Annotated in this window: 24 protein-coding genes and 3 tRNA genes; 1 reads left to right on the top strand and 26 read right to left on the bottom strand. The window is 44.4% G+C overall.

What is annotated here, in order from left to right:
• Positions 1-79: 79 nt before the first annotated feature.
• The 23 genes from DXD06_RS00665 to DXD06_RS00555 all read right to left on the bottom strand — a co-directional run bounded on the left by DXD06_RS00665 (position 80) and on the right by DXD06_RS00555 (position 23178).
• Positions 80-1498, bottom strand: a complete 1419-nt coding sequence (locus DXD06_RS00665) for an oxaloacetate decarboxylase subunit alpha (RefSeq protein WP_055067880.1) — start codon at positions 1496-1498, stop codon at positions 80-82.
• Positions 1499-1513: 15 nt separating this feature from the next.
• Complete coding sequence (locus DXD06_RS00660) at positions 1514-2662, bottom strand: sodium ion-translocating decarboxylase subunit beta (RefSeq protein ID WP_117830300.1); 1149 nt, start codon at positions 2660-2662, stop codon at positions 1514-1516.
• 18 nt (positions 2663-2680) lie between these two features.
• Entirely contained in the window at positions 2681-3043 is a 363-nt protein-coding gene (locus DXD06_RS00655) for a biotin/lipoyl-containing protein (protein ID WP_117830299.1), read from the bottom strand.
• 31 nt (positions 3044-3074) lie between these two features.
• Positions 3075-3848 (bottom strand): OadG family protein, encoded by a 774-nt coding sequence (locus DXD06_RS00650; RefSeq protein WP_117830298.1) that lies wholly within the window; start codon positions 3846-3848, stop codon positions 3075-3077.
• Between the two features lie 14 nt (positions 3849-3862).
• The gene (locus DXD06_RS00645; RefSeq protein ID WP_022046623.1) at positions 3863-5299 is read right to left on the bottom strand and encodes an acyl-CoA carboxylase subunit beta; all 1437 of its coding nucleotides are present in this window, start codon (positions 5297-5299) and stop codon (positions 3863-3865) included.
• 117 nt (positions 5300-5416) lie between these two features.
• Positions 5417-6643, bottom strand: coding sequence for a D-alanyl-D-alanine carboxypeptidase family protein (locus tag DXD06_RS00640; protein ID WP_117830295.1), 1227 nt, complete (start codon positions 6641-6643; stop codon positions 5417-5419).
• A gap of 54 nt (positions 6644-6697) precedes the next feature.
• Positions 6698-7267, bottom strand: coding sequence for an SMC-Scp complex subunit ScpB (scpB, locus tag DXD06_RS00635; protein WP_117830293.1), 570 nt, complete (start codon positions 7265-7267; stop codon positions 6698-6700).
• A gap of 31 nt (positions 7268-7298) precedes the next feature.
• The gene (locus DXD06_RS00630) at positions 7299-8048 is read right to left on the bottom strand and encodes a segregation and condensation protein A (protein WP_117830291.1); all 750 of its coding nucleotides are present in this window, start codon (positions 8046-8048) and stop codon (positions 7299-7301) included.
• An 81-nt stretch (positions 8049-8129) separates the two neighbouring features.
• Positions 8130-9683, bottom strand: coding sequence for a cardiolipin synthase (cls, locus tag DXD06_RS00625; protein WP_117830289.1), 1554 nt, complete (start codon positions 9681-9683; stop codon positions 8130-8132).
• Between the two features lie 55 nt (positions 9684-9738).
• Positions 9739-10605, bottom strand: a complete 867-nt coding sequence (locus DXD06_RS00620) for a S8 family peptidase (protein WP_055067885.1) — start codon at positions 10603-10605, stop codon at positions 9739-9741.
• A gap of 115 nt (positions 10606-10720) precedes the next feature.
• A complete protein-coding gene (locus DXD06_RS00615) occupies positions 10721-12817 on the bottom strand; it encodes a polyribonucleotide nucleotidyltransferase (protein ID WP_022046629.1) in 2097 nt (698 codons plus the stop codon).
• 156 nt (positions 12818-12973) lie between these two features.
• The gene (gene rpsO, locus DXD06_RS00610; RefSeq protein WP_022046630.1) at positions 12974-13240 is read right to left on the bottom strand and encodes a 30S ribosomal protein S15; all 267 of its coding nucleotides are present in this window, start codon (positions 13238-13240) and stop codon (positions 12974-12976) included.
• A 128-nt stretch (positions 13241-13368) separates the two neighbouring features.
• Complete coding sequence (locus DXD06_RS00605) at positions 13369-14523, bottom strand: C40 family peptidase (RefSeq protein ID WP_022046631.1); 1155 nt, start codon at positions 14521-14523, stop codon at positions 13369-13371.
• 104 nt (positions 14524-14627) lie between these two features.
• Positions 14628-15560 carry a bifunctional riboflavin kinase/FAD synthetase gene (locus tag DXD06_RS00600; protein WP_117830287.1) on the bottom strand — a complete coding sequence of 311 codons (933 nt, stop codon included), beginning with the start codon at positions 15558-15560 and terminating at the stop codon, positions 14628-14630.
• Between the two features lie 2 nt (positions 15561-15562).
• A complete protein-coding gene (truB, locus tag DXD06_RS00595; protein WP_117830285.1) occupies positions 15563-16474 on the bottom strand; it encodes a tRNA pseudouridine(55) synthase TruB in 912 nt (303 codons plus the stop codon).
• A 1-nt stretch (position 16475) separates the two neighbouring features.
• Positions 16476-17423 (bottom strand): DHH family phosphoesterase, encoded by a 948-nt coding sequence (locus DXD06_RS00590; RefSeq protein ID WP_117830283.1) that lies wholly within the window; start codon positions 17421-17423, stop codon positions 16476-16478.
• Positions 17410-17790 (bottom strand): 30S ribosome-binding factor RbfA, encoded by a 381-nt coding sequence (gene rbfA, locus DXD06_RS00585; RefSeq protein ID WP_022046635.1) that lies wholly within the window; start codon positions 17788-17790, stop codon positions 17410-17412. The genes DXD06_RS00590 and rbfA overlap by 14 nt, the downstream gene beginning before the upstream one ends.
• Positions 17791-17798: 8 nt before the next feature.
• A complete protein-coding gene (gene infB / locus DXD06_RS00580; RefSeq protein WP_117830281.1) occupies positions 17799-20489 on the bottom strand; it encodes a translation initiation factor IF-2 in 2691 nt (896 codons plus the stop codon).
• A 35-nt stretch (positions 20490-20524) separates the two neighbouring features.
• Positions 20525-20815, bottom strand: coding sequence for a L7Ae/L30e/S12e/Gadd45 family ribosomal protein (locus tag DXD06_RS00575; RefSeq protein ID WP_117830465.1), 291 nt, complete (start codon positions 20813-20815; stop codon positions 20525-20527).
• A gap of 16 nt (positions 20816-20831) precedes the next feature.
• Positions 20832-21101, bottom strand: coding sequence for an RNase P modulator RnpM (rnpM, locus tag DXD06_RS00570; protein ID WP_117830279.1), 270 nt, complete (start codon positions 21099-21101; stop codon positions 20832-20834).
• A 2-nt stretch (positions 21102-21103) separates the two neighbouring features.
• The gene (gene nusA, locus DXD06_RS00565) at positions 21104-22324 is read right to left on the bottom strand and encodes a transcription termination factor NusA (protein ID WP_117830277.1); all 1221 of its coding nucleotides are present in this window, start codon (positions 22322-22324) and stop codon (positions 21104-21106) included.
• 125 nt (positions 22325-22449) lie between these two features.
• On the bottom strand, positions 22450-22917 hold the full coding sequence (rimP, locus tag DXD06_RS00560) for a ribosome maturation factor RimP (protein ID WP_022046640.1): 468 nt from the start codon (positions 22915-22917) through the stop codon (positions 22450-22452).
• 189 nt (positions 22918-23106) lie between these two features.
• Positions 23107-23178, bottom strand: a tRNA-Glu gene (locus DXD06_RS00555).
• Positions 23179-23334: 156 nt separating this feature from the next.
• On the opposite strand from DXD06_RS00555, the gene DXD06_RS00550 reads away from it, so the two are divergent.
• Entirely contained in the window at positions 23335-24090 is a 756-nt protein-coding gene (locus tag DXD06_RS00550) for an exodeoxyribonuclease III (protein WP_117830275.1), read from the top strand.
• A gap of 66 nt (positions 24091-24156) precedes the next feature.
• On the opposite strand, the gene DXD06_RS00545 is transcribed toward DXD06_RS00550, so the two are convergent.
• From DXD06_RS00545 to DXD06_RS00530, 3 genes are all read right to left on the bottom strand, one after another.
• Positions 24157-24366: a type II toxin-antitoxin system HicB family antitoxin gene (locus tag DXD06_RS00545; protein WP_117830272.1), complete on the bottom strand. Its 210-nt coding sequence runs from the start codon at positions 24364-24366 to the stop codon at positions 24157-24159.
• A gap of 164 nt (positions 24367-24530) precedes the next feature.
• Positions 24531-24602: transfer RNA gene (locus DXD06_RS00535), tRNA-Glu, on the bottom strand.
• A 196-nt stretch (positions 24603-24798) separates the two neighbouring features.
• Positions 24799-24870 (bottom strand) — tRNA-Glu (locus tag DXD06_RS00530).
• Positions 24871-24969: the final 99 nt, after the last annotated feature.

Below are 24969 nucleotides of genomic sequence, written 5' to 3'. Positions count from 1 at the left end.
ATTTCATGCAAAAAGAATTTTTCCCATCAAAAAAGACGCACCAGATCTGATGCGTCTTTTTCGTAGAAACCGGATATGACTATACCGGATATGCTCCGTTCTTTGTATCAGCAGTCTTTGCGTCTACGCCAGTCTGCTGTGCCTCACGGTATTTGAAGAAATCAGTAGCAACCTGTGGGAACAATGCATAGGATAATACATCCTCATCCTGCTGCTTGTACTGTTTCATCTCAGCTTCAATCTTATCAAGCTCCGGCTCAAGAAGATCTGCCGGACGACAGGTGATTGCATTCTTTTTATCCTCTCCGAGAACCTTGTCAACAACTTCCGGATTGAATGGTTTAACGGTCTGGCCGTACTTACCAAGAAGAATATCCTTTGTCTCCTTTGTTGCGACTTTATAACGCTCTCCCATCAATACGTTAAATACAGCCTGTGTACCAACGATCTGGGAAGACGGAGTAACAAGCGGTGGCTCACCAAGGTCTTTACGTACACGCGGAACCTCTGCAAGCACTTCCTCGTACTTGTCCTCTTTTCCCTGCTCCTTGAGCTGGGAAATCAGGTTGGAAAGCATACCACCCGGTACCTGATAACGAAGAGTGTTGATGTTTACACCAAGTACCTTCGGGTTCATCAGACCGCTTGCAAGTGCCTCTTCACGTAACGGACGGAAGTAATCTGCGATCTCACTTAACAGATTCAGATCAAGACCGGTATCGTATGGTGTGTTCTTGAAAGCCTCTACCATAACCTCTGTTGCAGGCTGGCTGGTTCCAAGAGCAAATGGAGACATTGCAGTATCAATGATATCTACACCGGCCTCTACTGCCTTCATATATGTCATGGAAGCTACACCGGAAGTATAATGTGTATGAAGTTCTACCGGAAGAGAGGTAGAATCCTTCAGTGCCTGTACAAGCTCTGTAGCCTTAGCAGGAACTAAAAGACCTGCCATATCCTTGATACAGAGAGAATCAGCTCCCATATCCTCTACACGCTTTGCCATCTCCATCCAGTAATCCAGAGTATAAGCATCTCCAAGGGTGTAGGAAAGAGCTACCTGTGCATGACCTTTTTCCTTGTTACATGCAGTAACTGCTGTCTGCAGGTTACGGATATCATTTAAGCAGTCAAAAATACGGATGATGTCAATTCCGTTTGCAATTGACTTCTGTACAAAATACTCTACCACATCATCTGCATACGGACGATATCCTAAGATATTCTGTCCACGGAACAGCATCTGCAGTTTTGTATTTTTAAATCCGTCTCTTAATTTACGAAGACGATCCCATGGATCCTCTTTTAAGAATCTCAGGCAGGCATCAAATGTCGCACCACCCCAGCACTCTACAGCATTGAATCCAACCTTATCCATCTTTGGGATAATCGGAAGCATCTGCTCTGTTGTCATACGTGTAGCAATCAGTGACTGATGGGCATCACGCAAAACAGTTTCTGTTATTTTTAATGGTTTTTTTACCACTTCTGACATGACTTTTCCTCCTTATTAAATTCCAAATATAGCCATGAAACATCCCGCAGCTACCGCAGTACCGATAACGCCGGCAACGTTTGGTCCCATTGCATGCATGAGCAGGAAGTTTGTAGGATCCTCCTCTGCACCAACCTTCTGGGATACACGGGCTGCCATAGGCACGGCAGATACACCGGCAGAACCAATCAGAGGGTTAATCTTGCCCTTGGTAATCCAGCATAATAACTTACCAAATAAAACTCCGGCAGCAGTACCAACCATAAATGCAACAAGACCTAATACAACGATCTTTAAGGTGCTTGCATTTAAGAAAGCTTCTGCACTGGTAGTTGCACCAACAGAGGTACCCAGTAAGATAACGACAATGTACATCAGTGCGTTACTTGCAGTCTCCTGCAGCTGACGAACAACGCCAGACTCACGGAAGAGGTTTCCAAGCATCAGCATACCAACAAGTGGTGCTGTGGTAGGAAGCAGTACGCAGACAACAACGGTAACAACGATTGGGAAGAGGATCTTCTCCAGCTTGCTGACCGGACGAAGGTTCTGCATCTTGATCGCACGTTCCTTCTTTGTTGTAAATAACTTCATGATAGGTGGCTGAATGATCGGCACAAGTGCCATATAGGAATATGCAGCCACGGCGATCGGTCCCATCAGACCGGTCTGTCCCAACTTACCAGCCAGGAAAATGGAAGTAGGTCCATCTGCTCCACCGATGATAGATACGGCAGCGGCAGCCTTGTCATTAAATCCAAGTATAATTGCAAGGAAGTATGCGCTGAAGATACCAAACTGTGCGGCAGCTCCCATAAGGAAACTGATTGGGTTTGCAATCAGCGGACCAAAGTCTGTCATTGCACCTACACCCATAAAGATCAGAGATGGTAAAATAGACCACTCATCCAATGTGTAAAAATAATAAAGTAAACCGCCCACGCCGTTGCTGGTCTGTTCCGGGCTTGCGATGATATCCGGGTAAATATTTACCAGAAGCATACCAAATGCAATCGGAACTAACAGTAATGGCTCAAAACCTTTCTTAATCGCAAGATACAGGAAAATAAATGCCACTAAAATCATAACATAATTTCCCCAGGTCAGATTGAAAAAGGCTGTCTGATGCAGGAGGTTCGATAATGTTTCACCTACATAACTCACAGTGTTTTCCTCCTTGGATTAGTTTAATGTAGCGAGTAATGCACCAGATTCTACGGCATCACCAACTGCTACATCGATACTTGCAACAGTTCCGTCTTCCGGAGCAACGACTGGTGTCTCCATCTTCATGATCTCAAGAACCAGGACAGTGTCTCCCTTCTTTACAGCATCGCCGACTTTCTTCTCAATCTTGAATACCTTTCCGGCTGCTCCTGCTTCGATCTTAATGTTTCCGGCTCCTGCTGAAGCAGCTGGTGCTGCCGGTGCTGCAGCTGGCTTTGCAGCTGTACGTCTCGGTGTTGCTGCGCCGGATGTGCTTCCGGTCTCTTCTACTGTAACATCATAAACGTTACCATTTACGGTAATTGTATAATTCTTCATGAATATGTTCCTCCTAAATTTTCTTTCTATCCTATCTACGATTGATGGAACGAACTACGAAATCACTGGTAGAAGTTCCGGTGCTTGCAGCGATTGCCGCTGCAATAACTGCGATAAGTTCAGTGTCATCTGTCTGTGCTGCAACAGGGGCAGGTGCCGGTGCTGCGGCTGGTGTCTCTTCCTGCTGTGGAGCCTGTCCGGCTGCTTTGGCAGCTTTCTTTTTCTCCAGATAAGGGAAGATCTTAAAGCAGGAAATAAGAAGACTGATCAGAATCAATACAGCAAATACAACTGCCATAGAAATTACAGTATTCAGTCCTGCCTTTTCCATTTTCTCACCGAGTGTATAAATCGGATCTACCGAAATACCGGTAACATCCATGGAATAGTAATCATATACTACTTCGAAATTCACATCTTTCTTCGCGAACTTGATGGTCATATCTGTGGTAAGTGTCTTACCGGATTTGGTAACCTCAAAAGTATCGTCTTCGATCTTTTTCATTTCACCAAACTCATCCAAAGTATCCTGCCACTTTGCAGCTGCTTCAATCTGTGCCTCTGTGACACCGTAGCTTGAAGTAAGCTGATCCTTTACATCGTCCGGAAGAGTATCTGCTGTCAGTTTGTTTTCTTTGAACAACTGAGCCAGACTCTGTACCATGCCCGCATTGGTATCCATTTCAGACTGAAGATCTGAATAGGACTTTCCATTGTAATCCACGGTAGTCGGGTCTGTTCCACATGCACCAAGCATCAGAACCATCAGGATCATGCAAAGTGCAAAAGCAATTCTCTTTTTCATAAAACTTCACCTTTCTACTTGGTACCGTGTTTCTTTTCTGGCTCGCTTACATACTTTGTATAAAGCATTTCAAAAGCAGCTACAAGGTATTTTCTGGTATCTGCCGGATCAATCAGACGATCCACATATCCTCTTGCAGCAGCAGATGCGGCAGAATCCTGAAGTTTTTCATAATCAGCAGCTTTCTGCTTGATCTCATCTGCACCAGCTTCCGGATACATAATCTTTGCAGCCAGAGTAGAATCCATCGCACCGATCTTTGCTCCGCTCCATGCGTATACAAGATCTGCTCCGACAGACTTGGAATTCATAAATACATACGCACTTCCGTAAGCCTCTCCTGTGATCAGGTTTACCTTTGCACAGGTTGCATTGGAAAATGCGTAAGTCATTCTCGCAAGTGCCTTTGCAAGTTTCTTCTCAGAGCACATGCAGTTTTTCAATCCATTCACATTTGTAATGGTAAGTACCGGGATTGAGAATGCATCACAGAACTGAACAAATTCAGCTGCCTTGTTGCATCCCTGCGCGGTCAGGGACTTGTCAAAACTCTCTGCTTTCTTGCCTTCTGCATCATATACTTCGCTGCAGTTTGCCACAGCACCGACTGTCATTCCGTTTAACTTGATCAGTCCGGTTACCATATTCCTGGCATAATCTGCCTTTGTCTCGAAGAATACGTTATTATCTGAAATCTGGGATAACAGATATCTCGGATCTCCCTTCATATTCTCCATACTCTCGCAGGCACGATTTAAATCATCTTCACAGTCATCTGTGTACACATCTCCCTCATTGTTGCTTGGAAGCATACATACCAGCTGACGGATCTGTTCCATGATCTCATCTTCTGAACCAACGAAATCTACACATCCGTTATTTTCACTCTGGAATGCTGCGCTGGCTGTATCACATTTTTCTGTGTTATTGCCTTCGATTGCATCCGGAGCATTTACAAACATGCGTCCTTTCTTCTCTTCAATGAACGCGAAATCGCAAAGTGCCGGGACAACGGAAAGGCCGCCGCCACAATTGCCAAATACACCACAAATCTGAGGTACAAGACCGGAAGCTGCTACTTCCTTCGCATAAATAGTTCCAAACCCATCCAATGCATCAACCGACTCCTGAAGACGAATACCGCCACAGTCAATCAGACCGATGACAGGAGCTCCCATCTTCATTGCCATGTCATACACAGACGCAATCTTCTTTGCGTGCATCTCTCCGATGGTACCGTTTAATACGGATGCATCCTGGCTGTAAATAAATACCAGATTGCCGTCGATCAGTCCATGACCGATTACAACGCCATCTGAAGGGGTCTTTGCAGCGGTAAGATTAAAATCTGTGCTACGTGCTGTTACGAGAGAACCGATTTCCATAAAACTGTTCTCATCGACCAACTTAGCAATACGCTGAATTGCCAAGTTTTCATTGTTACTACTCATTTTATGCCCTCCATCTATAAAAAATAAAAATTTCCGCTAGTTTGTATTGTATCTCATTTCCCACTTCTTTTCAACATAATTTGTTAATTTTTTCACTAATTCTTTGTGACTAATTTCCTATTTGCCCAACAGTGCCTCTTTCCACATAATTTGAAAAAACTTTTCAGGAGACCATTTTTTTACGGAAACCTCTGCTTTGATTTTTCCGGAGTAAATTTCCCTGCCGTTCATACAGTAGGAAACACGTCCAAGCGTCTGCCCTTTTTTGACCGGAAGGCTTATCGGATCAGACAATACTTTCTTTATTTCAGCGGTATCCCCGTCTTTTTTCAAAAACGTCAGTTTTGTGATATCCGTATCAACATAAACCGGCAGTTTGGCATGGGTAGCCCATTCCTCGAGTGTTTCTTTCCGACAGCCCTGCGCAATCTCTATATCCGACAGCTCCATGGATGCTTCCGATCCCCGATACAGATGATAGGCATCCATTCCGTATTGAAACAGTGTCTTTGCATCGGACCACTTATAATTTTTGTGGTTCGGCCAGCCGCAGGCAAGAAGTGCGATTGCATAATGTCTCCCCCCTTCTTCAAGTGCAGCCACATAGCAATATCCGGCTTTGGACGTATATCCGGTTTTTCCGGTAATCACATGATCCATCATATCCAGCAGGGCATTTTTATTGGAAACAGCATATCCGGTTCCCTCCAGGCTCTGAAATGTATGTGACCGGGTCTGCGTCACTTCCAGAAACTGCTTGCTTACCGGAGACTTCCATGCGCAATAACTCATAATCCTGCACAGATCATATGCTGTGGTATGATGTTCCCCCTGCTCATCCTTTGCATCCAGACCGTTCGGTGTTACAAAATGGCTGTCGGTGCACCCGATCTTCTTTGCTTTTTCATTCATAAGTGCTGCAAATTTTTCTGCAGATCCCGCCACATGTTCTGCGATTGCATATGCACAGTCATTATAGGATTCCAGCATCAGCCCATACCACAGATCCTGCATATAGAACTGTTCTCCTTTTTTCGCCCCGAGATGTACCTTCGGCTGTGATGCCGCTTTTGTGCTGAATGTGACCACTTCATCGGGCTTACATTGTTCCATCGCCACGATACAGGTCAGAATTTTTGTGGTACTTGCATTCGGCAGTGCTGTCTGTGCCTCTTTTCCATACAAAAGGCGCCCACTGTCACCATCCACCATGGCGCAGGATTTTGAATACAGTGTCTGCGCTTCGGGTTCTTTTTGCTTTTCTGCCAAAACCGGTTCGCTCATCAGACATCCGATTACCAGCAACAGACTTACTATTTTTGTGCAGATTCTTTTTTGAAACATAAAAAAATAACCATATACATTTTTATTCTATGTATATGATTATTCCTGCTTCTTTTATACGTCCAGTTTCACATGCATCTCTTCTTCTGCTTCCTGCTTAAACTCTTCCACCTGTACCGGACTGAGTACCGGCAGATCATCGATTGAATGTACGCCGAAACTGCGTAAAAATTCTTCTGTTGTTCCGAAAAGTAACGGACGCCCCGGTGCATCAAGTCTTCCAAGTTCACACACCAGATGATATTCCACCAGTTTGTTTACCGCATGATCCGATGACACGCCACGTATTTTTTCTATTTCCATCTTTGTCACCGGCTGCTTATATGCAATAATGGAAAGCGTCTCCAAAAGAACATCGGTTAAAACCCGGCGTTTGGGCTGCTTTGCAATTTTAATCAGATATTCGTAAATTTCGGGTCTGGTGCACATCTGGTAGGCTCCATCCAGCTCCGTGATGGTAACGCCGCGTTTCTGTTCTTCCCACTCGTTTCTCATTTCATCGATCAGTTCCTTTGTTTTCTTCTGATCAAGTCCAAGAGCTCCTGCAATTTTTTCCAGTTCTACGGATTCTCCCATAGAAAACAGAATTCCTTCTATAATTGCCTTGTATTTTTTTTCTTCCATATTTTCCGTCCATCCTGCAATACATGATAATCTATGCTGCAACTTTCGAATCAATCTGGATATCATCAAAAATATGTTCCTGCGAAATCCGTATCGTTCCCATTTTCATCAGCTCCAGAATCGCAAGAAACGTAACGATCACTTCCACTTTCGATGACTGTGCCGTCAAAAGTCCCCGGAAACTGAAGTGCCTGTGTCCGGCCGCATATTTTTTCAGATCCTCCATCTTGTCTTCCAGTGATACCTCTTCTTTTTCAATCTTTCCGAACTTTGACCGCAGAGGATCAATTTTATCCTGCTGTTTTTTCATAATGCTCTCAAAAATTTCATGCAGACGTGAAAGCGTAATGTCCGACATCAGTTCGTGGATGTCAACCGGCGGCTCATACGCACGCACTTCCTCCGGAATCGTCGGCTTCTTATACATAACACGACCGGCATCCATCTGCCGGTCTTTTAGTTCATACGCCATACATTTGTACATCTTGTATTCCAGAAGCTGCTGTACCAGTTCCGCACGCGGATCTTCTTCTTCCTCTTCGCTGTCCGGATTCGATGGGAGAAGCATGCGTGATTTGATATCGATCAGCGTTGCAGCCATAACCAGGAACTCACTGAGTACCTCCAGATCCTGTCGTTTCATTTCCCGGATATACTCCATATACTGTTCCGTGATCTCCACAATCGGAATATCATAGATATTCACTTTATTCTTTTCGAGCAGATACAAAAGCAGATCCAGCGGTCCCTCAAATACCTGGAGTTTAACGGTCAGTTCCATTCCTCTCGTCCTTTCTGTCATAATCTATATTTTATCTTTATGTTGTAGAAAATGCAAGGACAAATTACTATATTTAGTGTTTTACAGAAGGGGTGCAAACAATTTTAATGCCCCCATAAATGTACGCACAAGAAACGATTTCTTTTGAAATTCCTCCAGAGTCACTTCGTGGCTTTCCGCAAATGTTTTTAACGCATCTTCTTTTACCTGCAAAACTGCCCGGGTACGATACATCCAGACGCCACATTCAAAATGCAGACACAGACTGCGGTAATCCATATTTACCGTTCCCACGGTTGCCTGTACATCATCTGACACAAAACATTTTGCATGGATAAAACCTGGCGTATATGTGTATATTTTCACTCCGTTTTTGATCAGATACGGGAAATTCGACTGTGTCAGGAAATACACCAGTTTCTTATCCGGAATTCCCGGTACAACCAGACGCACATCCACTCCGGATTTTGCCGCATTTACAAGTGCCGTGCGCATCTCGGACCCGATGATCAGATACGGAGTAAAGATGTAAAGATATTTTTTTGCCCTGCTGATCATATTCAGATATACATTTTCGCCGACATCTTCGTGATCCAGCGGAGAATCGGTATACGGCTGGACAAATCCTTTTTCATCTGCATGGATTTTTTCCTGCAGCCTGTGTTTTTCCATGGAGGTTGCACGATAAAATGTATAATCACTTTCTGTTTTCAAAATATAATCCCACAGTTCCAAGAACATGCTTGTAAAACTCCAGACACATTCTCCGGTCAGACGGATTGCCGCATCCTTCCAATACCCAAAACGCACTCTGGCATTGATATACTCATCCGCCAGGTTCATCCCCCCGGTATAGGCAACCCTTCCGTCAATCACCGTGATCTTCCGGTGATCCCGGTTATTCTGGATAATTGACATCAGCGGTCGAAATGGCTGGAAACATGCACATTTGATTCCTTTTTCCTGCAGATAACGATAATATTTATTTGGCAGTGTCTGGATACATCCGATTCCATCGTACATAAACCGTACATCCACACCCTCTTTTGCTTTCTGTGCCAGAATTTCAACAATTGCATCCAGCATCTTTCCAGGCTCTGCAATAAAATACTCCAGAAAGATATAAGATTTTGCTGTTTTTAAATCTTCCAGAAACTGCGGATACATCTCTTCTCCGCAGCAATAATACTGTGTATCCGCCTCCCTGTACACCGGATACCCCGCATAACGGGTGAGATACTGCGCCTGCTGTCCGACAGAATCATCCTCTGCCCTTAAGGCAGACATCACATCATCGGAAGGAGAACTGTATGCCCGTATCCTGCTGCTGACCACGTCCATCTTCATACGGGTCCGTTTTGTCAGTCCCGGACGGCCAAACAGATAGTATGCCGGAATTCCGAACAGAGGAAGTGCCAGTATCAGAAAAATCCAGGAAGTTTTATATGTGGAACGCATATCCCTGCTGGAGACAAACAATGCAAGCACAATGGATGCAATTTTAAACAATGCATCTACCATGGAACTGTATACGGTCGCACTGTACAACAGATAGACAAACCAGCTGAACTGCAATATAATAATTAATCCTCCAAGGACAAGTTTACTAAAGAGTTTATTTAATATTCGTTTCATCTGTCTCCTCCTTTGGTTCTCATAAAATGTCACCGACAGGCTTTTAGAGAGTATTTTATACCAATGCCAGCAAATTATCAACATCAAGAACGCCCCACGCCATGGACATTCCCGTTTCTTTCCGCGCCGATTCATATAATTTCAGTTTCAGTTCTTCCGGCCGCAGCTTTGGATTTTTCTGTAATGCAAGTGCCAGTGCCCCGCATACGACAGGGGTTGCCATAGAGGTACCACTTTTTCTGGAATATAGTGCTCCGTGATGATCCAGACTTACAATATTCGTCCCCGGTGCTAAAATTTCCGGCTTCATAATACAGCATCCGGTCGGGCCACTGCCACTGTAGCCACCACGCCTTTCCCCCGGAGAACTCCGGTCATCACTTGCCCCCACCGTAATCACTTTTCTCGAAATACCGGGAGCCGTGACTGTCCCGGCTCCCGGGCCATTATTTCCGGCCGCTGTGACGACCGTCACGCCATCATCCCACAGCTGTTCTAAAAGTTCCATAATCTGCTTCTGCTCACGGTCGAGTGCCCCCGGAAGAAATCCTACAGAAAAATTCAGAATCCGGATTCCCAGTTCTTTATGATGTGCAAGCACCCATTGCAGGCCACGAATCACCCGCTCCGTCTGTCCTCCTCCATCCTTCCCGAGGACTTTCAGCGCAATCAGCTGTGCCTGCGGTGCCATTCCTTTCATTCTGCCATTCGCACACAAAATTCCGCCAACATGTGTTCCGTGTCCATTGTCATCATAACAGGCTCGTTTCATTGCCACAAAATCCAGAAATCCAACCACATTCTGCCGCAGATCCGGATGCAGATAAACGCCTGTGTCCAGTGTCACCACCCGGATATTTTTCCCCGTGTAACCCATACGATATACATTCTCTGCATGTACAAGCTGTTTGACACGATTCATATTTCAACTCCGAACTTTTCGAATCATCGCCTTTTTCTTTCATGGTATGAAAAAAGGGCCGCATGGTGCGGCCCCTGAAGTACATCTTTCATGGATCTTAATTCTGTATGGTATTTTATTTCTGATCTGCCGGAACGTCCTTAATGGAAAAACTGATTCTTCCCATCTTGTCCTTTCCAAGACAGACAACTTTCACAACATCTCCAAGTGTCAGTACATCCTCGACATGCTCAATGCGTTCCTTGGCAATCTTTGAAATGTGAACCATTCCTTCCTTGCCCGGTGCAAACTCGATAAAAGCACCAAACTCTTTGATACTTACAACTGTACCGGTAAAGATCTGCCCTTCCTTAAAATCGGTTGTGATGATTTTTATCATATCAATGGCCTTTGCGATTGCCTCCTTGTCTGTTCCACAGACAGAAACCGCACCATCATCTGTAATATCAATCTTGACACCTGTACGGGCAATGATCTCATTGATTGTCTTACCCTTCTGTCCCACAACATCTCCAATTTTATTCGGATCAATGGTGATCTGTTCAATCTTCGGTGCCCACTGATTTACTTCTTTTCGTGGCTCTGCAATTGCCTTGCTCATAACTTCATCCATAATGTAGACGCGTGCCTCACGGGTACGGGCAATGGCTTCTTCTACGATTGGACGGGTTAGGCCATGGATCTTGATATCCATCTGGATTGCAGTGATACCATCATGTGTACCGGTTACCTTGAAATCCATATCTCCGAAGAAATCTTCAAGTCCCTGGATATCTGTCAGTACCAGATAATCATCATCCGTCTCTCCGGTCACAAGACCACAGGAAATACCTGCAACCATCTTTTTAATCGGAACACCTGCAGCCATCAGTGACATACAGGACGCACAGGTAGATGCCATGGAAGTAGATCCATTGGATTCAAATGTCTCGGAAACTGCACGGATTGCATACGGGAACTCCTCCACAGAAGGAAGAACCGGAAGTAATGCACGCTCTGCAAGCGCACCGTGTCCGATCTCACGACGTCCCGGACCTCTGCTTGGCTTTGTCTCTCCAACAGAATAGGACGGGAAATTGTACTGATGCATATAACGCTTGGTTGTCACGTTCTCATCAAGTCCGTCAATCTTCTGTACTTCCGAAAGCGGTGCAAGTGTAACAACATCGCAGATCTGTGTCTGTCCACGGGTAAACATGGCAGAACCATGTACACGAGGGATCAGATCTACTTCTGCAGCCAGCGGACGGATCTGATCGATCGCACGTCCGTCTGGACGCTTATGATCCTTTAAGATCATCTTACGAACAGTCTTCTTCTGATACTGGTAAACGGCCTCGTCAAGAACAGCAAGCCACTCCTCGTTCTCTGCAAAAGCCTCTGCAAATTTATCTGTGATTTCACGGATATTCTCTTCTCTCTGCTGCTTTTCATCGGTAAATACCGCTTCTTCCATCTGCTCCGGAGTGACGATTTCCCGCATAGCTGCAAACATTTCTTCCGGAATCGCACAGCTTGTATACGCATGCTTCGGTTTGCCAACCTCTTCCCGGATCTTATTGATAAATGCAATGACTGTCTGGTTGACATCATGGCACTTATAAATAGCCTCAATCATCTTTGCTTCCGGAATCTCATTGGCACCGGCCTCAATCATGATGACCTTTGTTGCTGTAGATGCAACCGTAAGCTTTAAATCTCCCTCGTCCCAATCTTTCTGGGATGGGTTTACAATAAATTCACCATTCTTCATTCCCATCTGGGTCATGGCACATGGGCCGTCAAACGGAATATCGGAAATGGTAGTAGAAAGTGCTGCACCGATCATGGCAACCAGCTCCGGACGGCACTCCGGATCTACAGACATAACCATATTATTTAAGGTTACATCATTGCGGTAATCTTTCGGAAACAGAGGTCTCATCGGACGGTCAATGACACGTGCGGTAAGAATAGAGTTCTCTGATGCCTTTCCTTCACGCTTGTTAAATCCGCCAGGAATTTTTCCAACCGAGTACATTTTTTCTTCAAATTCCACGCTCAGTGGGAAGAAATCAACGCCATCTCTCGGCTTGTCGGAAGCAGTAGCCGTAGATAATACGGTAGTCTCTCCATATTTTAATAATGCGGCACCATTTGCCTGTGCACATACTCTTCCGATATCAACGGTCAGTGTTCTGCCTGCCAGTTCCATTGAATAACTTTTGTACATGTATTCTCTCCTTCAAAATTTAATATGGTATGTCAAAACCCCGAAACTACTGAACAATACAAAACAGCGTTTTGTCCTCTTCAGTGGTCCCGGAAAAAAGTTCTGCCATACAACAAAAAGAAGAGCGGAATATAAAACTCCGCTCTTTGTTTACAATTATTTTCTGAGTCCTAAACGCTCAATTAAAGAACGATATCTTTCAATATCAATGCTCTTTAAGTATGATAATAATCCACGTCTCTGACCGATCATCTTAAGCATACCTCTTCTGGAATGATGATCCTTTGGATTCTGCTTTAAGTGCTCAGTAAGCTCCTGAATTCTTGCAGTAAGAACAGCTACCTGAACTTCTGGTGAACCAGTGTCGTTTGGTGTTCTTCCATACTCATTGATAATTGCCTGTTTCTTTTCTTTTGCGATCATTTTATGATCCTCCTTAAAATATTTTTGCACCCGATACTCAGCAAAAGGTCGGAGTGTCCATTCACCGAATATGGGTTAAACCATACTAATCTAATGTATCATAAATCCGTATCGTTGTAAACAGTTTTTTAATTTAAATACGATATGACACAGATTGGTGTCCGGTAATAGGCATTGGAAATTTTAATTCCGGTACGTGCATTGCTGGCATGCACAATCTGACCGTTTCCGATATAAATTCCCACATGGCTGATGCTGCTTCCGCTTCCATAGAAAAAGAGATCTCCCGGTTTTGCCTCAGATGCACTGATTCGTTTTCCGTATGCCGGCTGACTTGCCGCATGATGCGGGAGGCCGACTCCGTATCTCGCATATACCTGCATCGTAAATCCGGAACAATCAATTCCGTTTGTCAGGCTTGTTCCACCCCAAACATAACGGTTTCCTACAAACTGTAATGCAAACTGTACTAAAGAAACGCGGGAATCCGTGTATCCCTCTCCGTATTCCAGTTCTTTTACCGTCGATGCTGTCGGAAGTTTTTCTGTTACCTCTACATAATCTCCGGAAATATATCCCTTCTGATCATCCACTTCCACTTTATACCAGCCGTCTTTTGTATCTTCCACAACAAGATCCTCTCCCTCTCCAACCAGAGAAAGTATTGCAGAATCTTCAGAAGCCTTTTCTCTTACACGAAGGGTTGTGGTATTTACTGTAACAACTTTTGTAATTTCTTTCTTTGCTACATTTTTTGCCGCATCTCCTGTCAGAAGATACTCTGTCTTTACATAACCTTCCACCTTGCCGGAGGTGATCTTTGCCCAATCTCCCTTGACCGAGACAATCTCACAGGCATCTTTATCCGTCATTTTTCCAACAACTTTACTGTCTGTGGATGCCTTTTTTCGCACATTCAGGCTTCCCTGCACCTGCGCGATTCCAAGATTTTTATACCCACAAATGCTGGTATCCTCCGTGGTATTTTCCGAAACCGCTTCTTTTGTCTGCGTATCTTCGATTCCCTGTGCAACCATCTGCTTTTCATTCGCAGCCACCGCAACATCTGTTTTATCATACAGCTGACTGGTTACTCCTGCCGTCACATCCAGCGCCTCCACTTCGCTTGCATTCAAAGATGCGGAAACACCGGCTGTGAGCGATCCGGCCGCCTCTGTTTTATCTGTATTTCCCTGCTGTATCCCGATATAGGCTGCCGCACCGGTCAATGTCAGAGAAAAAGCAAGTACCATTCCAACTCTCTTTTTTGTCATACGATTCATTTCACAGATTCCTCCCTCATGTCTCATGAAATCTCATAACAAAACGAGTATAACAACAAATAATTACAATGTCAACATATTTTTGTAATATTTATGTAATATATTTACATGTCGCCGTTTATCGACATCATACGGCTGCGGCTCGTTTCAATGTCTCTTTCCATCTGTTCTTTTAACATCTCTACAGACGAGAATCTCTGTTCCGGACGTATAAAAGAATAAAAGCTGACCTTTAGTTCATATCCGTACAGATCACCGGAAAAATCCAGTATATGCGTCTCCACATTTACTTTATTGGAGTGATTAACGGTCGGTTTGCATCCGACATTTGTCACACCTGTGTAATATTTTCCACCAATCTCTACCGCAGTTGCATATACACCTTTCGGCGGAAGAAGTTTTTCGGCCACAAGTTCCATATTGATCGTCGGGATTCCGAGCGTTCTTCCAAGCTGCCTTCCATGAATCACTTCACTCTTTACAAAAAACGGATACCCAAGCAGATCATTTGCCTTTTCAATATTGCCTTTTATGATCTGTTCCCGCACAAACGTACTGCTGATGTCCCGTCCCTCATACTGGATCTTGTCTACCACCCTAAGGGTATAGCCATATGTCGCGGACAATTTTTCCAGCAGAATATGATCCCCTTTCCGGTTATGGCCAAACCGGAAATCCGATCCGACTACCATGCTCTTTACATGCAGACTTTTTACAATCCATGCAACAAAAGCCTCCGGCTCCATGCACATGACTTCTTTGGTAAACGGACATTCCAACAGGTAATCAATTCCACGTTCTTTGAGAATTTCCTGCTTTTCTTTATTGGTCGAAAGGACACGGTAATTATTATTCTCCGTAAGTTTTTTCGGTGGAATATCAAACGTAAAAACAACGGCCTTTAACCCTTCTTTTTTCTTTTCCAGAAGGTGTTCAATCAGTGCTTCGTGTCCACGGTGTACTCCGTCAAATTTTCCCAGCGACAATGCCGTTGGTTCTTCTATATGAAAATCTTCTATCTTATTCCAGCAAATCATATTTATGCACCAAACATTTTCCGGACTTTATAGTCCTTTGTTTCTCTCTCATACTGATATACAGCGTAAAAATGTCCCATCGGATCATAAACCAGTACCTGCTCACCATCCGCAATTTTTTCCGGAACATCCGTAAAATTTCCATCGTTTAAACGGTTTCCATTCTGAAGAAAACGAAACGCTTCCAGTACAACCGTCAGTTTCGTCTTTCCCTCAAACACGCGGTCCACCGGAAGAATCAGTTCTTCCAGCGTTCCTTCATCCCTTATCTTTTCAATTTCTGCCAACGTGTGTGCCTCTTCCAGAGGAAAAACACTCACTCTTGTCCGGACCAGGGATTCCATACACGCGCCTACGCCAAGCACCTCTCCGATATCCGCACACAGCGTACGGATATAAGTTCCCTTGGAACAGTGCACCTGCATCGTCACATAAGGAAGATTGATTTTTTCAATTTCTATGGAAAAAATTTTAACCGTGCGGGCTTTCCGTTCTACCTCAATTCCGGCGCGGGCCAGATCACATAACTTCTTTCCGTTGACTTTGAGTGCCGAGTACATTGGCGGAATCTGCTCATAATCTCCAACGAACTGCGAAATAGCCGCTTCCACGGTCTGTTCTTTCAGCAATGCAGCCTCTCTGGAACGATCTTCTTTCACCGTTCCGGTCATATCCTGTGTATCGGTTGTAATGCCAAGATGCATCACCGTACGATACACTTTATCCTTATCCGTCAGAAGTTCACATACCTTTGTTGCATTTCCGATGCATACGGGAAGTACTCCGGTCGCTTCCGGATCGAGCGTTCCGGTATGTCCAATTTTACGCTCATGTAAAATGCCGCGGAGCTTTGCTACCACGTCAAAGGAAGTAAAGCCCCGCTCTTTATAAACATTTATAATTCCGTTTATCATATTATAATCTCTTCTCAACCTCGGCAAGAATACTCTCAATTGCCTCTTCTGCCGGTCCTTCCACGGTACATCCGGCAGCCTTGACATGTCCGCCGCCGCCAAAATGCATCGCAAGCGATGCCGCATCAAACGCACCGTTTACACGAAAACTTACTTTAAACGTATGATCCTCATTCTCATAAAGGAATACTGCAAGTTCCACATCTTTGGTATTGCGCATCTGCTCCACGATTCCTTCCATATGTTTTGGAAGAACTTCCAGTGCATGCATCTCTTCGAGCGTCAGAAAAGAAGTCACTACTCTGCCACCCAGACGAAGTCTGCTGGAAAGCAGCGCCTGTCCCATGGCACGGTTCTGGTTGTATGTTTTCTGATTAAAAGCTTCATCCACAATTTTTGTGAAATCAATTCCTTTATCCATCAGCATGCCCGCCATATTCATCGTGGAGGAAGACGTGCAGGAATACTGAAACACTCCGGTATCGGTAACCATTCCGGTATACAGACATTCCGCGATTTCTTTTGTGATCTTCTCCGTATCTAACAGTTCACAGATCAGCTCACAAGTGGAACTTGCATCCGGGAAAATATAATTTTCCTCTGCAAAACTCTGGTTACTGACATGGTGGTCAATACAGGCTGTATGCTTTGCTTCCTGAAAATAACGTGCAGCATTCCCCAGACGTTTCTCATCCCCGCAGTCCATGGCGATAAACAAATCAAACACCACGGATTCCTCATAGTCACTGCGGATTTCCGATGAAAAATTCAGGAATTTAAAGATATTGGGAATCGGCTCAAGATACAATCGCACATCCACATCCGGATAATATTTCCGGATATAGTTGTAAACTCCGAGTGTGGAGCCCACACAATCCCCATCCGGACGTACATGTCCGGCAAGACCTACCGATTTTTTCCCTGCAAGAATCTCATCAAGCTTCTTCATCCGGTTTCTCCTTTATATCTTTGGTCACTTCATCAATCATTTTTGACATATGGATTCCATATTCAATGGACTGGTCCAATACAAATTTGATCTCCGGTGTATTGCGCAGATTTACGGACTTTGCCAGGCTCCTGCGAATAAATCCTTCTGCGGAGCGAAGTCCTGCAATCGTATCCTGCTGTGATTTTTCATCCCCAAGCACACTGATATAGGCCTTTGCCGTTTTCAGATCCGGAGCGACCTCCACTGCAACTACACTGGTCATCGGATTGATCCGCGGGTCTTTGATTTCCCCGCGGATAATATTGGAAAGCTCACGCATCACTTCCTCATTGATCCGAATATTTTTAATACTGTTTTTTCTCATATTCTATCCTATCTTGGTACTTCTACCATCTTATAAGCTTCTACCTGATCAAGTTCCTGAATGTCATTAAAGCCTTCGAATACAAGACCACATTCATATCCGGCCTTAACTTCCTTGACATCATCCTTGAAACGCTTCAGGGATGCTAAATCTCCCTCGAAGATCTGCTCGCCTTCTCTGGAAATACGAACTTTACATCCGCGTTCCATCACACCGTCAAGTACATAAGAACCGGCAATATTACCGACACCGGATGCCTTAAAGATCTGACGGATTTCTGCATGACCGATAACTTTCTCCTCAAATACAGGATCAAGCATACCCTTCATGGCAGCCTCTACATCCTCGATCGCATTGTAAATAACCTTGTACAGACGGATATCTACACCCTCATTGTCTGCGGTAACTTTTGCAATCGGGTCCGGACGGACATTAAATCCGATGATGATCGCATTGGATGCGGAAGCAAGAATAACATCAGATTCGTTGATTGCGCCGACACCACCATGGATCACTTTTACAACCACTTCTTCATTGGACAGTTTCACAAGTGACTGTTTCACTGCCTCAACAGAACCCTGTACATCCGCTTTTACAATAATATCAAGTTCCTTCATATTTCCGGACTGGATCTGGGAGAACAGATCATCCAGTGACATCTTTGCCTTGGTATCTTCGATCAGGCGGTTCTTTTCCTCTGAAATATAAGTATCTGCAAATGATTTTGCTTCCTTATCGGAATCGCAGACAACAAATGTCTCTCCGGCTGCCGGTACACTGTTTAATCCAAGGATCTCTACCGGTGTGGAAGGAGTTGCCTTCTTCACGCGCTGTCCCTTGTCGTCGATCATGGCACGGACTTTACCGTAGCTGCTTCCACAGGCAATGGAATCTCCGACATGAAGTGTTCCTTTCTGAACCAGAACCGTTGCTACCGCACCGCGTCCCTTATCCAGCTGTGCCTCAATGACCAGACCTCTTGCATTACGGTTTGGATTTGCTTTCAGTTCCATCACTTCTGCAGTCAGAAGGATCATTTCCAGAAGATTGTCGATACCTTCCTTAGTATGTGCAGAAACCGGACAGAAAATCGTACTTCCACCCCAGTCTTCCGGAATCAGTTCGTATTCGGAAAGCTCCTGCTTTACTTTTTCAATGTTTGCACTCGGCTTATCAATCTTGTTGACAGCAACGATGATTTCTACACCGGCAGCCTTTGCATGGTTGATTGCCTCGATGGTCTGTGGCATAACACCATCATCTGCAGCGACAACCAGGATTGCAATATCGGTAGAATTTGCACCACGCATACGCATTGCGGTAAATGCCTCATGACCAGGAGTATCCAAAAATGTGATCTTCTGTCCATTGATGGACACCACAGATGCACCGATATGCTGGGTAATACCACCGGCCTCGCGGTCTGTCACACGTGTGGAACGGATCGCATCCAGCAGGGATGTTTTACCATGATCGACATGACCCATAACACAGACAACCGGTGGACGTGGAACCAGATTCTTCGGATCTTCTTCATCCTCTTTTAAGAGTTCCGCGATGACATCAATCTTCTCCTCCGGCTCGCAGATAAAGTTAAACTCCAGTGCGATTTCTTCCGCTGTCTCAAAATCTACTTCCTGATTTACCGTTACCATTTCACCCTTCATAAAGAGTTTCTTTACAATGGCAGATGGCTGCAGTTTCATCTTGTCTGCCAGATCACGGATTGTCATCTTTTCCGGAAGTGTGATCGTCTTGATTACATTTTCATCTTCCTTCGGCTTCGGCTGCTGCTGTGGTTTCTTTCTGCCGCCGTGCTTCTCAAGGTTTACATAATTTTCCTGTTTCTTTCCGCCGAGTTTATCATGATCTTTCCGATGATTATTGTTGTTATTGCGGCGGTCATTATTTCCACGGGAGTCCTTTCCGCGGATTTCTTCCGGTGCTGCAACTGCTGCCGGCTCTTTACTGAAACGGTTCTTTCTGCCGTTATTGTTTCTGTCGTTTTGTGGACGGCTGTTGTTTCTGTCTCCGTTCGGACGATTGTTATTGTTTCTATCTCCCTGATGACGGTTATTATTTCTCTCCCCGCCTCTGTCATTGTTTCTGTCATTCTGCGGTCTGTTGTTTCTCTCGCCACCGGAATGATTGTTGTTTCCGCGGTTTTCCTGGCTGTTGCGGGTATTTGTGTTTTCTACCGGTTTATTGTTTGCCGGCTTACTTACTTCAAGATCCGCTGTCGGCGAAGGCGTACGCTCACTGATCGGACGCATAGCACGCTCCCCGACAGGACGCGGACGAATGATGCTGTGCTGTGCCGGACGCTTATTGTCCTCCCGTCTTCTGTTATTACCGTTTCCATTTCCGTTTCCACGGTTGTTGTTATTTCCGTTTGCCGGCTTTCTGGACTGTTTGCTGTACTGTGCATTAAATACGGCTGTGATGCTGGATTTCTTCTTTGGACGTTCCTTTCCATCCGCTGGTTTTCCTGCACCAGTCTTTGCAGCTTCCGGTTTTTTTGCATCTGCTGCCGATTTTGTCTCTTTTGCAAAAGCTCCGCGGATCAGTGCCTGTGCTTCATCTTCCATATTGCTGGATGCACTTTTTCCGTCAAACTTTGTATTTTTTAATTTATCCAAAATATCCTGTGATTTTATATTTAACTCTTTCGCGAGTTCATGAACTCTCATTTTTGCCATAAATGAATTTACCTCCGTTATTCAGTTTTATATTTTTATACGGTGTGCTCTTTGAGCTTCTTTTCTACGGCCTTCGCCAGATTTTCATCTGTCACGGCAAGTGATGCACGGAATTCTTTTCCGATGCAGCGTCCAAGTGCTTCCTTACTTCCGTAACAGTAGCATGGCACATGGTAAAAATCCGTCATATTACAAAAACTCTTTTTTGTGTTCCCGGATGCCTCCGCAGAGACAATCACGAGATATGCATGACCTGTTTTTACTGCTTTTTCTGTAGAAAACTCACCGCTTACAACATTTCCAGACTTTGCTGCTATTCCAAGCATGGATAATACGGGATCATTATGCAAGTGTACTCATCTCCTTTTCCAGACTTTCATACACATCCTGCGGAATTGCAGTCTTTAAGGAGCGCTCAAGTCCCTTGTTTTTTCTTGCCAGGCGAAGACACCCAGGATCTGCACAGATGTATGCTCCACGGCCGTTTTTGCGACCGGTGGCATCCAGCATAATCTCATTTTCCGGTGTTTTGATTACCCGGATCATTTCCTTCTTTTCTTTCATTTCATTACAGGCGACACACTTGCGCAATGGAATTTTTTTATTTGCCATAATTACTCCTCAGAGGAAGTTTCTTCTACCGGTATTTCTTCTACAGGTGCTTCTTCTGCCGGCTCTTCATCGGAAGAAGTCTCCTCTGCTGCATCCGGATCTTTGTAATAGCCTTCCTCATCATACTCATAATTATCGTCATATTCATCGTCTTCATAATCGTTCTCATAATCAAGGAAATCCCCGGACTCTCTTGCCTGTGTCTCACTCTTGATATCGATCTTGAATCCGGTCAGACGGGCAGCCAGACGGGCATTCTGTCCTTCTTTGCCGATTGCAAGAGATAACTGGTAGTCCGGAACAACAACCTTTGCTGCTTTTTCATCCGCATCTGCAATAACGGAAATCACCTTTGCAGGACTTAATGCATTCTGGATCAGGATGGCAGGATTCTCATCCCAGGTAATAATATCGATTTTCTCTCCGCGCAGCTCATTGACGATCGCGTTAACACGTGCACCGTTTAATCCGACACAGGCACCAACCGGATCAACATCCGGATCATTGGACCATACAGCAATCTTGGTACGGCTTCCTGCCTCACGTGAAATTGCCTTGATCTCAACAATGCCATCACGTACTTCGGAAACTTCGGACTCAAACAGTCTCTTGACCAATTCCGGATGGGTTCTTGATACAAGAATCTTCGGTCCCTTGGAAGTAGCCTTTACTTCCAGAATATACACTTTGATACGTTCGGTCGGCTGGAATGTTTCGCCCTTGATCTGCTCGCTTTCGGTCAGAAGTGCATCTGCTTTTCCCAGATTAATGCTGACATTGCGTCCGACATAACGCTGAACAACACCTGTTACGACTTCTTTTTCCATGCTGAAATACTCATCGTAAATCACTTTTCGTTCTTCTTCACGAATCTTCTGTAAGATCACGTTCTTAGCATTCTGTGTTGCAATACGGCCAAATTCCTTGGATTTTACTTCTACCTGAACGATATCGCCCAATGTATATTTTCCATTGATCATCTGGGCATTCTGCAAAGAGATCTGCTCAATCGGATCTTCCACGGTCTCTACCACTGTTTTTTCCTGATAACAATGATATTCGCAGGTATCCGGATCAATCACAACTTTTACGTTGTCAGCCTTTCCAAAGTGATTTTTGCAGGCAGTTAAAAGGGAATTTTCAATTGCCTCCAGCAGCGTTTCTTTACTGATGTTTTTCTCCTTCTCCAGTATCGTTAACGCATCCAATAACTCATTATTCATGATTTTTATCCTCCATATATATTTATCGTGTTTTCCACATATGAGGTATCGCATAAGCGATATCTCCTGCGCAGTTTACCTCCGCAAAACGGGCTTTTCTATAAACTGCTCTATAAGTCATTGTCCTAAAAATCAATTGCCTGTCGGATCAGTGCAATATCTGTCTTTAAAAAGGTGGTCTCTTTGTCGTTCTCATCTGCAATCGTCACAGATGTATCATCATACGCTTTTAAAATTCCTGTGAATTCCTTGCAGCGGTCGATTGCACGGTAGGTACGGATCTCAATTTCTTTGCCCATATTTCGGACATAATCTTTTTCTTTCTTTAAAGGTCTGCCAAGTCCCGGAGAACTTACCTCAAATGTATAGGAATCCGGAATAAAATCTTCACGGTCGAGCAGTTCATTCATCTCACGTGCCACCGCCTCACAATCGTTGATTGTAATGCCCCCTTCTTTGTCAATATACGCCCGCAGATAATACGTGCTGCCTTCCTTGACATATTCTACATCTACCAGTTCAAACTGCATACGCTCCAGAATCGGAAGAATCAGTTGTTCTGTCTTTGCCTCATAAGTACTTGCCTTTGACATATTACCACCTCTTTTCTTTGACATAAAACACATTTTCACAAAAATTTGAGAGAGGACATCTGCCCTCTCTCAACCTTAGTTTCTATGTTACTTTTGTTATCATATCACTCTTTTTCCCTGATTTCAAGGGATTTTGTGTATTTCTTTCATAAAACAAAAAGTTCTTACCCAATCAGGTAAGAACTTCAGCAGTCCGTACGGGAATCGAACCCGTGTTTCCGCCGTGAGAGGGCGGCGTCTTAACCGCTTGACCAACGAACCGTGTATTATACTATCATAGCACAGGCCATGCGTCAAGTACTTTTTTCAGAAGCCTGGTTATTGTTCCCCGGTTCCCCTGCAAGCAGTAACAAGACTTGTACTTTCTTTCCCATATGTATATAATTTGTATAAAAGCAACTCAGGAGGACATCAGAAATGAAACTTATCTCATGGAACGTTAACGGGCTGCGCGCCTGTGTACAAAAAGGATTTCTCGATTATTTTCATGCCGCAGATGCCGATTTTTTCTGCATCCAGGAATCCAAGCTGCAGGAAGGACAGATCGCACTTGATCTGCCGGGCTACCACCAGTACTGGAATTACGCCGAGAAAAAAGGCTACTCCGGCACGGCAATCTTTGCAAAACACGAACCTCTTCAGGTCACACGCGGCATCGGCACCGCAATCTGCGATACCGAAGGCCGGGTGATCACCCTCGAATATGACAGCTTCTACCTTGTCACCTGTTACACTCCAAACTCCCAGAACGAACTGGCGCGGCTTCCCTACCGCATGGAATGGGAAGATGCTTTCCGCGCTTATCTTCTTCAGCTCGACAGCAAAAAGCCGGTCATTCTCTGCGGCGATTTAAATGTTGCACACACGGAGATCGATCTGAAAAATCCAAAGACCAACCGCAAAAATGCCGGTTTTTCCGATGAAGAACGAGAAAAAATGACCGAACTTTTAAGCGCCGGTTTTACGGATACCTTCCGTTACTTTTATCCGGATGCCGAGGGCATTTATTCCTGGTGGTCCTACCGCTTTAAAGCCCGCGAGAAAAACGCCGGATGGCGGATCGATTATTTCATCACTTCAAAGCGGTTAGATTCCAGTCTCACCGGAGCAGCTATCCATACCGATGTGTTCGGTTCGGATCACTGTCCGGTAGAACTGACCATTGAATTGTAAAGAAGTTCATTTCGTAAAAAATCCAGTGTTTTCACGGACGATTCCATGAAAACACTGGATTTTTCATTATGCGTACATCAATTTTCCTTTTGGCACTAGAATTTCCCGCCCAATAGCCTTTGCCGTCTCTATCCATTCGGAAATAACTGTTTCCACATTTTCCAAAGCCTCTGCCGCCGTTTCTCCGTCCGCCATACAACCAGCCAACTCTGGTACTTCAACAATAAATTTTTGATCCTGTTCTGACCAGTATATTATCCTCTCATATTTATGCATTTATCTACACCTCCAATCCATATTTTAATATTAAATTTCTAATCTGTTTCACCTGATAAGGCTTAGCTTTACTTCCATCTGGCTGAATATTTATAATTTGTAAAAAAAAAATGTTGTCGTATGACAACATTTTCTCGGGTTGGGCTATTATATTTATAATAGAGCAGTCCGTACGGGAATCGAACCCGTGTTTCCGCCGTGAGAGGGCGGCGTCTTAACCGCTTGACCAACGAACCGTGTATTATATTATCATACGCAATACCCTTTGTCAAATACTTTTTTCATGTTTTTAACTTTATACTGTACATTAGTCAATGATGCAACTCCAACCCCGACTAACGTACACATATTGTATGATCGTATAAAAAACAAAAATCCAGTGTCTACAACAGTTTCGCAAGAATCTGTATAAACACTGGATTTATATCTCAGCAGTCCGTACGGGAATCGAACCCGTGTTTCCGCCGTGAGAGGGCGGCGTCTTAACCGCTTGACCAACGAACCGTGTATTATAATAGCATACACCCCACGCTTCGTCAAGCATATTTTTCATATTTTTCAAAAATATTCAAACAAATTCGAAAATAAGACTTTTCCCTCTTT

It is taken from the genome of Roseburia sp. TF10-5, assembly GCF_003462365.1.
In the GTDB taxonomy this organism is placed as follows: domain Bacteria; phylum Bacillota; class Clostridia; order Lachnospirales; family Lachnospiraceae; genus Roseburia; species Roseburia faecis.
The sequence above is the reverse complement of the archived record's forward strand: the minus strand, read 5'-3'. Positions and strand labels throughout refer to the sequence as shown.